The sequence below is a fragment of the Solidesulfovibrio carbinolicus genome (assembly GCF_004135975.1).
Lineage (GTDB): Bacteria > Desulfobacterota > Desulfovibrionia > Desulfovibrionales > Desulfovibrionaceae > Solidesulfovibrio > Solidesulfovibrio carbinolicus.
Genome location: NZ_CP026538.1, coordinates 4,022,039 through 4,034,123, shown reverse-complemented (window position 1 = coordinate 4,034,123; position 12,085 = coordinate 4,022,039). Strand labels below are relative to the sequence as shown.

The following is a 12,085-nucleotide window of genomic DNA, read 5'->3' as shown; positions in this document are numbered from 1 at the left end:
GACCTAGTTCGACCGCAACCCCCCCAGACCACGGGCGTGGCTAAACCAGTACCAAAAGTAAAAGCCGGTGGTGGGGGTGTGGAGGGTCTGCATGGGCAATACGGGTACGTTCCCCTCTTGCTTCCTGTCAAGGACTATTTTCACAAGCCTTGCCCGGCCAGTTGCGCCCGCAGGCGTCGGGCCGCCGCGACCATGTTGGCCAGGGACGGCGTGACCTCGTCCCAGGCGCGGGTTTTGAGGCCGCAGTCCGGGTTGGCCCACAGCCGGGCCGGGTCGATGAGGGCGGCGGCCCGCCGCAGCAGATCTTCCATTTCCTCGGCCGAGGGCACGCGCGGGCTATGTATGTCGTACAGGCCCGGTCCGATGGCGTTGGGGTAGCCGTCCCGGGCAAAGGCGGCCAGGGGGGCCATGCGGCTGCGGCTGGCCTCGACGCTGATCACGTCGGCGTCCATGGCGGCCACCTCGGGCACGATCTCATCGAAGTCGGCGTAGCACATGTGGGTGTGGATCTGGGTTTCGGCCTTGGCCACGGCGGCGGCCAGGCGGAAGTCGTCCACGGCCAGGGCCAGGGAGGTCTCCCAGTCGCGCCGTCGCAGGGGCAGGCCTTCGCGCAGCCCCGGCTCGTCGATCTGGATGACGCGGATGCCCTGGGCCTCCAGATCGGCCACCTCGTCGCGCACGGCCAGGGCGATCTGGCGGCGGGTCACCTCCCGGGGCTGGTCGTCGCGCACAAAGCTCCAGGCCAAAATGGTCGAAGGGCCGGTGAGCATGCCCTTGACCGGCTTGTCGGTGAGGGATTGGGCGAAAACGGCCAGCCCGATGGTCATGGGGCCGGGGCGCGACACGTCGCCGTAGATGACCGGCGGCTTGACGCAGCGCGAGCCGTAGCTTTGCACCCAGCCGTTTCGGGTGAAGCAAAAACCGGCGAGCTTTTCGCCGAAAAACTCCACCATATCGTTGCGCTCAGGCTCCCCGTGGACCAGCACGTCCAGGCCCAGGGCCTCCTGGCGGGCCACGGCCTCGGCCACCTGGCCGCGCACGAAGGCCTCGTAGGCGGCGGCGGCAAGCTCGCCCCGGCGGAACTTGGCCCGGGTCTGGCGGATCTCCGGGGTCTGGGGAAAGGAACCGATGGTGGTGGTCGGGATCAGGGGAAGCTGCAAGGCTTCGGCCTGGAGCGGCGCGCGGGCGGCAAAGGCAGCCGGGCGGTGGAACATGTCCTGGCTGACGGCGGCCGTGCGGCGGCGCACGGCCGCATCGGCCAGCCGGGGGCTGGCCCGGCGCGATTCCCAGGCCCGGCGGTTTTCGGCCAGGGCGTCGGCCACCTCGGGCCGACCGGCCCCGCTCGGGGCGGCGGCGTCGGCCAGCAGGCGGACTTCGCGGCATTTCTGCACGGCAAAGGCCATCCAGGATTGGATTTCCGGGTCGAGGTCCGTTTCGGCCTCAAGGTCCACGGGGCAGTGGAGCAGGGAACACGACGGGGCGAGCATGAGGCGCCGGGGCCCCAGGCGTTCGGCGGCCAGGGCGATGCGGCTTAGCGCCGCGGCGGCGTCCACCCGCCAGATGTTGCGGCCGTCGATCAGACCCAGGGACAGGGCGGTCTCGGGGGCCAGGGCCTTGGCTGCCAGGGCGAGCTGGCTGGGGTCGCGCACGAGATCAATATGAAGCGCCCCCACGGGGAGGTCGCGCACGAAGTCCAGATTGTGGGCCAGACTGCCGTAGGGCGCGGCCAGCAGCAGGCGGGCCGGGGCGGCGGCCTCGGCCAGGGCGGTCCAGGCCGCCCGGCAGGGGGCCAGGGCGTCAGCCGGCAGATCCTGGCACAGGACCGGCTCGTCGAGTTCGATCCAGGGGCAGGTCTCGGCCAGCTTGGCGAGGAGTTGGCTGTAGGCCGGCAGCAGGCGCGGCAGCAGGGCCAGGCGGTCGAAGGGCTCGCCGGCGCAGGCCCCGAGCATCAGGAACGTGACCGGTCCGGGCAGCACGGCCTTGGGCGTGAACCCGGCGGCCCGGGCCTGGGCCGCCTCGTCGAGGATTGTCGTGCCGACCAGGGCAAAGCTCTGGTCCGGTTCGAATTCCGGCACGAGGTAGTGGTAGTTGGTGTCGAACCACTTGGTCATTTCCAGGGCCGTGACGCGGCCATCCGTGCCGGCCTCGCCCCGGGCCATGCGCCAGTAGAGGGCCTCGTCCGCCGGTCCGCCGGCATGGCCGTAGCGGGCGGGCACGACGCCGAAAAGCACGGCCAGATCGAGCATGTGGTCGTAGAGGGAAAAATCGCCGACCGGCACGAGGTCGATCCCGGCCGCGGCCTGGAGCCGCCAGTGGCGCAGGCGCAGGTCGGCCGCCACGCGGGCCAGTCCTGCGGCGTCGAGGGTCCCGGCGAAGCGGGCTTCAAGGGCGGTCTTGAGTTCGCGGGCCAGCCCCATGCGGGGAAAGCCCAGGGAGTGGGTGATCATGCGAGGTCCTCCTGTTTGCCCGAAGGCGTTTGGGGAGGTCGGCATGTCCCCTTGCGGGGAATGGGGAGACGCGAAAAAAACACCCGTTCCCGGCAGAGGGAACGGGCACGGGTGCGAGAAACGGCCCGGACGTCGCCGATTGCCGTCGCTGGTCACTCCGGCCCTTTGCGCGAGGCCCGAATGCCGACCGTTTTCGAGGCGTCTTCTGGCTTACGGGGCGGGTCGTTTCGACCGGCGGCAGCGGCCTTGTCCTTCCCGGGAACACCCAGTGGAGGTCGGCCAATAACCCCGAATACAGCAGCGCGACTGCGACGGATTCCCACCGTCTTCCGTTTCTCGAAAGGTCCGTCTGCCAAGCAGACAGGGGGGGCAATAGCCGGGAGGAGGCAAGGGCGTCAAGGGCCGGGCCGACGCGGGCGTCGCGGCCTGGGGTGGGGACCTGCGTCGCCGGGTTACAAAAGCCGGGACGTTGGTGAAGACGTCCATGACGCGTCCGGCCGGCCAAGAGGCGGAGGTTTGGCCTGGGGTATCATGCCGTTGTCAAAAAAGTCACAAGAGGCAGGGGGGTTGTAAAGAGGAACCGGGGAAAACCGGGAAAAGGTCTTGCGGGGGTGGGTGGGGTCTGCTAGCTTGGACGGTGCAACCACTACCGTGCATCGTCCGTGACCGGGGTCCCGCCGGGGTCTCCGGGGCCGATTTGTCGGCGCTTTTGGACGGACGTGAAAAAAAGAACATTACCCTTGACTGGGGTTGCGGCGCTTGTTAAACCGATCACAAGCTAACCGCAGGCAGTTCACAAACGGAAGCGATTCCGGGGTTTTGTTGTCGAGAGGCGGTGGGGATGACAAAAATCCCCAAGCCCGGCGGTTGCATAGAACGTCGGCACCAAGCGACGCCGACGCATGAGGGCAAGCCGGAGCCAGGCGCACAATGCGCCACATGGCGACGGCGCGCGGATGTCCCAGGCGTCCAGGCGTTCAGCTCTTTAATGGATTGGGCGCTGGGTGTACAACAACTAAACGTTTGGAGGACTACTTATGCCTACCTTTGTGGATCCGAGCAAGTGTGACGGATGCAAAGGCGGTGAGAAGACCGCGTGCATGTACATTTGCCCCAATGACCTGATGATTCTGGATCCTCAGGAAATGAAGGCCTTCAATCAGGAGCCTTCCGCTTGCTGGGAATGCTACTCTTGCGTGAAGATCTGCCCCCAGGGCGCTATCTCCGCTCGCCCCTACGCTGACTTCGCTCCCATGGGCGGCACCTCGATCCCCATGCGTTCCGCCGACTCCATCATGTGGACCGTGAAGTTCCGCAACGGCAACATCAAGCGCTTCAAGTTCCCCATCCGCACCACCCCCGAAGGTTCGATCAAGCCCTTCGAAGGCAAGCCGGAGCCGGGCGATCTGGAAAGCGAACTGCTTTTCACCGAGACCGCCCTGGTCACCCCCAAGGAAGCCCTTGGCAAGAAGTTCGACGTCACCGGCGCCGACACCGTGCAGTGCTGGTTGGACGGCTTCTGCAAGTAGTCCGTTTCGCCAACTGAATAGCCATCCACCCTACGGAGGACATATATTATGCCGACCATTCCCGTGAAGGACGAGCCCAAAGGCGTTGCCCTTGCCGAGCCGGAACTGATTGAAAAAGATGTCGACATCCTCTTTGTCGGCGGCGGCATGGGCTGCTGCGGCGCGGCTTTCGAAGCCGTTCGCTGGGCCGACAAAGTTGGCGGCGATATCAGCATCATGCTGCTGGACAAGGCCTCCCTGGAGCGCTCCGGCGCCGTTGCCCAGGGCCTGTCCGCCATCAACACCTACCTCGGCAAGAACGATGCTGACGACTACGTCCGCATGGTCCGCACCGACCTGATGGGCCTGGTTCGCGAAGACCTGATCTTCGACCTTGGCCGTCACGTCGACGATTCCGTTCACCTGTTCGAAGAGTGGGGCCTGCCCTGCTGGACCAAGGACGCCCACGGTCACAACCTCGACGGCGCCCAGTCCAAGGCCGCCGGCGTCTCCCTGCGCACCGGCGCCGACCCCGTCCGCTCCGGCCGTTGGCAGATCATGATCAACGGCGAGTCCTACAAGTGCATCGTGGCCGAAGCCGCCAAGAACGCCCTGGGCCAGGACCGCTACCTGGAGCGCATCTTCATCGTGAAGCTGCTCCTGGACGCCAAGCAGCCCAACCGCATCGCCGGTGCGGTCGGCTTCTCCACCCGCGAAAACAAAGTCTATGTCTTCAAGGCCAACGCCATCCTGGTGGCCTGCGGCGGCGCGGTCAACGTGTACCGTCCCCGCTCCACTGGTGAAGGCATGGGCCGCGCCTGGTACCCCGTGTGGAACTCCGGCTCCACCTACACCATGTGCGCTCAGGTCGGCGCCGAAATGACCATGATGGAAAACCGCTTCGTCCCCGCCCGCTTCAAGGACGGTTACGGCCCGGTCGGCGCTTGGTTCCTGCTCTTCAAGGCCAAAGCCACCAACGCCAAGGGTGAAGACTACTGCGTCACCAACCGCGCCATGCTGAAGCCCTACGAGGATCGCGGCTACGCCAAGGGTCACATCATCCCGACCTGCCTGCGTAACCACATGATGCTTCGTGAAATGCGCGAAGGCCGCGGCCCCATCTACATGGACACCGCCGGCGCCCTCCAGGCCACCTTCGCCAACCTGAACGCTGAGCAGCAGAAGCACCTCGAGTCCGAAGCTTGGGAAGACTTCCTCGACATGTGCGTCGGCCAGGCCAACCTGTGGGCCTGCACCGACACCGAGCCCGAGAAGAAGGGCTCCGAGATCATGCCGACCGAGCCGTACCTGCTCGGCTCCCACTCCGGCTGCTGCGGCATCTGGGTCTCCGGCCCGGACGAAGCCTGGGTTCCCGAAGAGTACAAGATCAAGGCCGACAACGGCAAAGTCTACAACCGCATGACCACGGTCAACGGCCTGTGGACCTGCGCTGACGGCGTCGGCGCTTCCGGCCACAAGTTCTCCTCCGGCTCCCACGCTGAAGGCCGTATCTGCGGCAAGCAGATGGTCCGTTGGGTTGTCGACCACAAGGACTTCAAGCCCACCCTGTCCGTCACCGCCGCCGAGCTGGCCAAAGAGATCTACCAGCCCTGGCACACCTTCAAGGACAACGTCGGCATCTCCACCGACCCGATTGTCAACCCGAACTTCATCAGCCCGCATAACTTCATGATGCGCCTGGTGAAGTGCACGGACGAGTACGGCGGAGGCTGCGCCACCCTGTACACGACCTCCAAGACCCTGCTCGACACCGGCTTCCAGCTGCTGCAGTACCTGGAAGAGGACAGCAAGAAGCTGGCCGCCCGTGACCTGCACGAGCTTATGCGCTGCTGGGAACAGTACCACCGCCTGTGGACCGTCCGCCTGCACATGACCCACATCATGTTCCGCGAAGAGACCCGTTACCCGGGCTTCTACTACCGCGGCGACTTCCTGGGCCTGGACGACTCCAAATGGAAGTGCTTCGTCAACTCGAAGTACGATCCGGCCACCAAGGAAACCAAGGTCTTCAAGAAGACCTACTACCAGATCATTCCCGACGCTCAGTAGGAATGACCAGAGCGGCCGCCGGGTTAGCCCGGCGGCCGCTTTTTAACGGTCTTACCCGGGCGGATGGACCGTGCTTGTACGCCTACGGCGGGGGCGGTCTATCCTCGCGGATCAGGCCGTTTTCTTGCTGGCCTTAACCATTGCCGGGAGGTTGCGATGTCGAGCAACGCGATACTGGTCGTCGGCGGCGGCTTCAGCGGCATCACCGCCGCGCTGGAAGCCGCGGAGGTCGGCCACGAAGTCTACATCGTCGAGAAAAACCCCTTTCTCGGCGGCCGGGTGATGCAGCTCAACAAATATTTCCCCAAGCTGTGCCCCCCGTCCTGCGGGCTGGAAATTCAGTTCCAGCGCATCAAGAACAATAAAAACGTCAAGTTTTTCACCCTCGCCGAAGTGACCAAGGTCACGGGCAAGGCCGGTGACTACGAAGTCACGGTGAAAATCAAGCCCCGCTTCGTCGAACCCGGCAGCGTCGATCTCTCGGATACCGCGAAAAAGCTGTCCAAGGACGTCAAAAGCGATTTCGAACTGGGCCTGGGCGACCGCAAGGCCCTGTACATGGACGTGCCCTTCGCCTTCCCCAACCGCTACGTTCTCGACAAGGAACGCTGCACCAAGGAAGACCTGGAAGTCCTGTCCGGCTCCGACGTCATCAATCTCGACGACGCCCCCAAGGAAATCGTCCTCAAGGTCGGTTCCATCGTGTACGCCACCGGCTGGAAGCCCTACGACGTCACCCGCCTGACCAACCTCGGCGCGGGCGACATCGCCAACTGCGTGACCAACATGCAGCTGGAGCGGCTTGCCTCCCCCAACGGCCCGACCTGCGGCAATATCGTGCGCCCCTCGGACGGCAAGGCCCCGCGCAGCGTGGCTTTCGTCCAGTGCGCCGGTTCCCGCGACGAGAACCACCTTAACTACTGTTCCTACATCTGCTGCATGGCGTCGCTCAAGCAGGCCGCCTACGTCCGGGAAGCCTTCCCCGATGCGCGCGTGACCATCTACTACATCGATCTGCGCACCCCCGGCCGTTACGACAACTTCGCCAAGCGCATCCTGGATGATGACCGCATAAACGCGGTCAAGGGCAAGGTGGCCGCCGTGGCCGAGGACGCCGGCACCGGCGACGTCATCCTCACCGTGGAAGACGCCGTTACCGGCATCAAGTCCGACAACCGGTTCGAACTGGTCGTCCTGGCCACGGGCATGCAGCCGAGCATTGCCGGCGAACGCCTGCCTGTGGACGTGCCCGTCGATGAGATGGGATTTATCGTGGGCGGCGAGGAGAAGGGCATTTTTGCCGCCGGTTGCGCCGCCACGCCCCTTGACGTCATGAAGTCGGCCCAGTCGGCCACCGGCGCGGCCATGAAAGCAATCGCTTCGGTGCGAGGGAGGTAGCGGCGATGGCCGAAAAAATCGGTGTGTATATCGACGAATCCAGCGTCGCCCCGCTTCTGTCCGCCGAGGAGTTGGTCGCGTTCGTCAAGGCAAAATGCGCTGGGGCCTGCCCCATCGTCAAGTCGCACAAGCGTTTGTCCAGCCCCGACGGCGTGGCCATGATCAAGGCCGACGTCGAGTCCGGCGAGATCGACGCGGTCATGCTGGCCGGCACCTCGCCCCGCGTGGACTGGGAAGTCTTCGACTTCGGCGACAAGGTCATCGTTGACCGTGTCAACCTGCGCGAGTTCGTGACCCTGTCCTATAAAAACCCGGACGGTTCGGCCCCGGTGGCCGGGCAGCCCGTGCCCCGCGAGCTGACTTCCCTGGTGCAGGACTACCTGCGCATGGGCGTGGTCAAGCTCCAGAAGATGGCCAAGCCCAACCCCGAGATTCCCGAGACCAACAAGACCATCCTGGTCCTTGGCGGCGGCTGGACCGGCATCAACGCCGCCCTGGCTGCGGCCGGCGCCGGCTACTCCGTGGTCCTCGTGGAAAAGGAAGCGGCCCTGGGCGGCAAGGCGGCCAACCTCTACAAGACGTTCCCCCTGGCCTATCCTTACCTGGAAGCCACCGACACCGGCATCGACCGCCTCATCGGCCTGGTTGCCGGCAACAGCAAGATCACGGTCAAGCTGTCCACGACGCTTAAGCTCCTGGCCGGCGCGCCGGGCCTCTACGAGGCCACCCTGGCAAGCGGCGGCAAGGAAGAGACCCTGCCCATCGGCTCCGTGGTCCTGGCCGCCGGCTGGCAGCCCATGGACGGCGAGGCCCTGGCTCCCTACGGCTACGGCACGCTCAAAAACGTCGTGACCTCGGCCGAGTTCGAAGCCATGGTCAAGGCCGGCTCCATCAAGCGGCCCTCCGACGGCAAGGCGCCCAAGACCGTGGCCTTTATCGTGGACGTGACCAAGGCTCTGGAAGCCAAGCCGGCCGCCGTCGCCGAGGACGCCCCGGCCGAAGCGGCCAAGCCCGCCGAGGCCAAGGAAGGCGAGGAAGCCGGACCGGTCTTTACGCCCATCAAGACCCCCAAGCACCTGGCCTACTCCTCGGAGCTGACGAGCCTTGTGGCGCTCAAACAGGCCAACTACGTGCGCGAGAAGCTCGACGACGCCGTGGCCATGATCATCTATGACAACATGATGGTCCCCGGCATCAACGAGCGCTACTACCGCGCCGCCCAGGACAACCCCGGCGTCATGCTCACCAAGGGCACGGTCACCGGCGTTGCCGAGGAAGGCGTGAGCCTGGTGGTCTCGGCCAAGGACACGCTGCTTGGCGGCGACATCAGCCTGGCCGCCGATCTGGTCGTCGTGCCCACCGGCATCGTGCCGGCCACGGCCCTGGATCCGACCATCAACCTGCTCTATCGCCAGGGGCCGGCCTTCCCGGATCTGCAGCTCTTCGACGGCTTTGCCGATTCGAACTACATCTGCTTCCCCTACGAGACCCGCCGCACCGGCGTCTATGCCGCCGGCTGTGTGCGCCAGCCCATGACCATGGCCCAGGCCAAGGAAGACGCGGCCGGCGCGGCGCTTAAGGCTATCCAGTGCATCGAATCCGCCAGCCGGGGCGTGGCCGTCCATCCCCGTTCGGGCGATCTGTCCTACCCGGTGTTCAACTTCGTGCGCTGCACCCAGTGCAAACGCTGCACCGAGGAATGTCCGTTTGGCGCCCTGGACGACGACGAAAAGGGAACGCCCAAGCCCAATCCCACGCGTTGCCGCCGCTGCGGCACCTGCATGGGCGCTTGCCCCGAACGCGTCATCTCCTTTGACAACTACAACGTCGACATGATCGGCTCCCAGATCCGCGAATGCGAGATCCCGCCGAAAATCGAAGACGGCGGACCGCGCGTCTTCATCCTGGCCTGCGAAAACGACGCCTATCCGGCCCTGGACATGGCGGCCCTTCGCGGCAAGAAGTGGAGCCCCTACGTGCGCATCATCCCGGTGCGCTGCCTGGGTTCGGTCAACGCCATCTGGGTTGCCGACGCCATGAGCAAGGGTGTTGACGGCGTCATGATGCTTGGCTGCAAGTATGGCGACGACTACCAGTGTCACTTCGTCAAGGGCTCCGAGATCTGCAACCGCCGCAAGGAAAACATCGCCGAGTCGCTCAAGCGTCTGGGCGTGGAACCTGAGCGCGTCGAGCAGTATCAGGTGGCCATCGACGAATACGACAAGATTCCCGACATGATCGACCAGTTCATGGACATGGTCCTCAAGATCGGGCCGAACCCGTTCAAAGGCTATTAGGAGGGAAGGCTCCATGGCAAACGAGCAGCGTATCAAGCCCGATCTGCAGTTCGTCAAGGACGTGCAGGCGGCCGGTGGCGAAGCCGTCAAGAAGTGCTACCAGTGCGCCACCTGCAGCGTGGCCTGCCCTCTGGCTCCGCCCGAGACGCCGTTTCCCCGCAAGGAAATGGTCTGGGCCCAGTGGGGACTCAAGGACCGTTTCGAGGGCGACATCGACATCTGGCTGTGCCACAACTGCCAGACCTGTTCCGACCTGTGCCCCCGGGGCGCGCGTCCCGGCGACCTCGTCTCGGCCATCCGCAACATCACCTACCGGGATCTGGTCACGCCGACCATCATCGGCAAATGGATGAGCTCGCCCAAGTATCTGCCCAAGCTCATCGCCATCCCGGCCGTGCTGTTCATGCTCATTTGGCTCATCACCACCGGGTTCAAGCTGCCCCAGGGCGAGATCGTCTTCGGCAAGCTCTACCCCGGCGATTACACCATCGACCCCATCTTCATGCTGGTCTCGGCTTTCGTGGCCTTCACGTTCTACAAGGGCGTGACGAAGTTGTGGAAGAGCTTTGAGAAGACCACGCCGACGACCTTGCAGATCGGGACCAAGGCCAAAAAGCCGACCCTGATCGAATCGCTCAAGGCCGTCATCGTGGACGAAATCGGCACCCACTCCAAGTTTAACGAGTGCGGCGTCGACAATACCGAGCGATACAAGGGCCACCTGTCGCTGTTCTACGGTTTCGTGGCCCTGGCCATCGTCACCGGCGTCGTGGCCGTTTCTCACTGGGGCGGCAAGATCATCACCTTCATCGCGCCGTTGGGGCACACCCCCATGCCGCTGTGGAGTCCGGTGAAGATTCTCGCCAACGTCGGCGCCGTGGCCCTGATCTACGGCTTGGTCATGCTGACCCGGCGTCGGATCAATGTCGACCCGGCCAAGTCCACGTCGTCCTACTACGACTGGTACCTGCTCGGCGTCATCTGGGCCGTGGCCCTCACCGGCCTTGGGGCGGAAATCTTCCGTCTGGCTGGTGTGCCCTCCCTGGCCTATCCGACCTATTACCTGCATCTGATTTCGGTGTTCATGCTGTTCGCCTATCTGCCCTGGTCCAAGCTCGGGCACTTGGTCTACAGAACCACGGCGTTGGTGTACGCCCATCAGGCTGGGCGTCTCCCCCTCAAACGTGAAGAAGAAAAAACTTTCTTGGTCTAATTTAGGAGGGTACCATGGCTGAAGCGCGCAAAGTGTTCCCCATGAATGCGTTCGTGTCGTATCTCAAGGGCGTCGACAAGGAAGGCAACAAGAAGGGCGTGGCCGAGATGGTCGGTTTCATGACCGGCATGGAAATCGACGCCGAGCTGGCGCCGTTCGCCGCCGCCCTCGCCAAGGCCTGGATCTACGAGCAGCATCCGGAACTCGTCCGGATGAGCTCGGGCGAGCTGGGCGCCACCGCCCAGAACGTCTCCGTGGCCGTGCTGCCCCCGGATGTCGTGGCCGAGGTCAACGCGATTTTCGCCAAGCTGACCGATTCCAAGAAGACCATCGACGAGCAGGCCGCCAAGCTCGCCAAGGTCGAAGCGGAACTGGCCGAGAAGACCGCCATCTTGAAGGACGTCGAAGTCCGCATGAAGGCCGCCGAAGACAAGGCCAAGCGCCTTGAAGAGTCCGCCAAGGACGCCGGCGAGAAGGTCATCGTGGCTTCCGAGGCCAAGGTTGTCGAGTACATCGGCAAGGTCGACGAGCTGCTCAAGATGATCGAGGACGTCAAGAAGCACGGCGTGGTCACCGTTTCCGGCGGCGGCGCTGCTCCGGCGGCTGCCGGCGCTTCCGGCGGAACCGGCGAGCCGGTCGTGGGCGGCGAGCCCGCTGCCGACTTCGGCTTCGGTTCCGACGCCTTTGCCACCGACAAGTGGTAGAAAATCGGCTCCGGTCGATTGACAGGGAGGCCCTTTGGGGCCTCCCTTTTTTTGCGCTTGTAGTCTAGTTCAACACATGTCGGTGAACCGTCGGCAAAATGGCTGTCAGCTATATCGCACCATTTAGGCTAAAGACCGGACAACTGGTTTCCTGACGGTCAAGCGCTCCCGTCGCTCACAACCGCCGCCTCCCGCCGCGCCGCCGCCTCCTCGCGCAACCGCGCCAGGATCTCGTCATACCCCTCGGGCCGATGCGGCCGCAGGCAGGGCGTACAGTCCTTTATCCCTTTGATCATCTCATGGTCGCCGCCGCAGTTTTCCAAGAAATACAGCGGACAAAAACAGAACAGACAGTTGAAGGCCTCGGGATCGGCCCCGGGGTGGCAGGGGAAATACCGGCAGGCGGCGTTGCGAAAGAAACGGTGGCTGTTTTCCACGAGGGCTCCGG

The 12,085-nt window shown here is 64.5% G+C and carries 8 protein-coding genes and 1 riboswitch; of the genes, 6 read left to right on the top strand and 2 right to left on the bottom strand.

The features are described from left to right. Positions 1-140: 140 nt before the first annotated feature. On the bottom strand, positions 141-2,447 hold the full coding sequence (gene metE / locus C3Y92_RS17995; protein WP_129354920.1) for a 5-methyltetrahydropteroyltriglutamate--homocysteine S-methyltransferase: 2,307 nt from the start codon (positions 2,445-2,447) through the stop codon (positions 141-143). 180 nt (positions 2,448-2,627) lie between these two features. After that, a riboswitch (cobalamin riboswitch) is annotated at positions 2,628-2,819 on the bottom strand. 665 nt (positions 2,820-3,484) lie between these two features. Here metE and aprB point away from each other — a divergent pair. The 6 genes from aprB (at position 3,485) to C3Y92_RS17965 (ending at position 11,637) form a co-directional block, all read left to right on the top strand. Then, positions 3,485-3,976, top strand: a complete 492-nt coding sequence (aprB, locus tag C3Y92_RS17990) for an adenylyl-sulfate reductase subunit beta (protein ID WP_129354918.1) — start codon at positions 3,485-3,487, stop codon at positions 3,974-3,976. Positions 3,977-4,024: 48 nt separating this feature from the next. Further along, positions 4,025-6,025, top strand: a complete 2,001-nt coding sequence (gene aprA / locus C3Y92_RS17985) for an adenylyl-sulfate reductase subunit alpha (RefSeq protein WP_129354916.1) — start codon at positions 4,025-4,027, stop codon at positions 6,023-6,025. Positions 6,026-6,181: 156 nt separating this feature from the next. Further along, on the top strand, positions 6,182-7,423 hold the full coding sequence (locus C3Y92_RS17980) for a CoB--CoM heterodisulfide reductase iron-sulfur subunit A family protein (protein WP_129354914.1): 1,242 nt from the start codon (positions 6,182-6,184) through the stop codon (positions 7,421-7,423). Between the two features lie 5 nt (positions 7,424-7,428). Then, positions 7,429-9,720, top strand: a complete 2,292-nt coding sequence (locus C3Y92_RS17975; RefSeq protein WP_129354912.1) for a hydrogenase iron-sulfur subunit — start codon at positions 7,429-7,431, stop codon at positions 9,718-9,720. A 13-nt stretch (positions 9,721-9,733) separates the two neighbouring features. Continuing rightward, a complete protein-coding gene (gene qmoC, locus C3Y92_RS17970; protein ID WP_129354910.1) occupies positions 9,734-10,933 on the top strand; it encodes a quinone-interacting membrane-bound oxidoreductase complex subunit QmoC in 1,200 nt (399 codons plus the stop codon). 14 nt (positions 10,934-10,947) lie between these two features. Continuing rightward, the gene (locus tag C3Y92_RS17965) at positions 10,948-11,637 is read left to right on the top strand and encodes a hypothetical protein (RefSeq protein WP_129354908.1); all 690 of its coding nucleotides are present in this window, start codon (positions 10,948-10,950) and stop codon (positions 11,635-11,637) included. 158 nt (positions 11,638-11,795) lie between these two features. Here C3Y92_RS17965 and C3Y92_RS17960 read toward each other — a convergent pair whose 3' ends face one another. Further along, positions 11,796-12,074 (bottom strand): cysteine-rich small domain-containing protein, encoded by a 279-nt coding sequence (locus C3Y92_RS17960; protein WP_129354906.1) that lies wholly within the window; start codon positions 12,072-12,074, stop codon positions 11,796-11,798. Between the last annotated feature and the right edge of the window lie 11 nt (positions 12,075-12,085).

Excerpts from the sequence above, each read along its gene's own strand:
- metE (WP_129354920.1), bottom strand. The coding sequence starts at position 2,447 with ATGATCACCCACTCCCTGGGCTTTCCCCGCATGGGGCTGGCCCGCGAA.
- aprB (WP_129354918.1), top strand. The coding sequence starts at position 3,485 with ATGCCTACCTTTGTGGATCCGAGCAAGTGTGACGGATGCAAAGGCGGT.
- aprA (WP_129354916.1), top strand. The coding sequence starts at position 4,025 with ATGCCGACCATTCCCGTGAAGGACGAGCCCAAAGGCGTTGCCCTTGCC.
- C3Y92_RS17980 (WP_129354914.1), top strand. The coding sequence starts at position 6,182 with ATGTCGAGCAACGCGATACTGGTCGTCGGCGGCGGCTTCAGCGGCATC.
- C3Y92_RS17975 (WP_129354912.1), top strand. The coding sequence starts at position 7,429 with ATGGCCGAAAAAATCGGTGTGTATATCGACGAATCCAGCGTCGCCCCG.
- qmoC (WP_129354910.1), top strand. The coding sequence starts at position 9,734 with ATGGCAAACGAGCAGCGTATCAAGCCCGATCTGCAGTTCGTCAAGGAC.
- C3Y92_RS17965 (WP_129354908.1), top strand. The coding sequence starts at position 10,948 with ATGGCTGAAGCGCGCAAAGTGTTCCCCATGAATGCGTTCGTGTCGTAT.